The sequence below is a fragment of the Streptococcus oralis genome (genome assembly GCF_001075875.1).
In the GTDB taxonomy this organism is placed as follows: Bacteria; Bacillota; Bacilli; order Lactobacillales; family Streptococcaceae; genus Streptococcus; species Streptococcus oralis_I.
Window position 1 is genome coordinate 1 of sequence record NZ_JUOS01000135.1, and the last position, 388, is coordinate 388.

At 43.6% G+C, this 388-nt stretch carries 1 pseudogene; it reads right to left on the minus strand.

Annotation, left to right across the window (positions count from 1 at the left end):
- A pseudogene (locus ADM33_RS11485) lies at positions 1 to 388 on the minus strand (hypothetical protein); the annotation flags it as partial.

Consider the following 388-nt stretch of genomic DNA (forward strand, 5'->3'; position numbering starts at 1 on the left):
ACTGGTTTCTCTGGAGTTACTGGTTTCTCTGGAGTTACTGGTTTCTCTGGAGTTACTGGTACGTAGATGATTGGAGTATCCTCACCTGGATTTGTTGGAAGGTTTGGAAGCTCCTTACCTGGTTCTACTGGTTGACCTGGTTTGCTTGGATCTTTTGGATCTGGCAAGTATGGTTTGTAGCCTGGGACATTTGGCACAACTGGTTTACTTGGTTTAGTTGGATCTGTTGGATCATTTGGATATTTCACATCTGGTGTTGATGGGAATTTCGGATCATCAGATTTCGGAACCAAACTGCCAAGTGGTTTGTAGGTAACAACCTCTACTACTTCAGGATTTTCTGGAGTAACTGTCTTACCACCAGCTTCTGTCTTATCAGCGTAGTAAC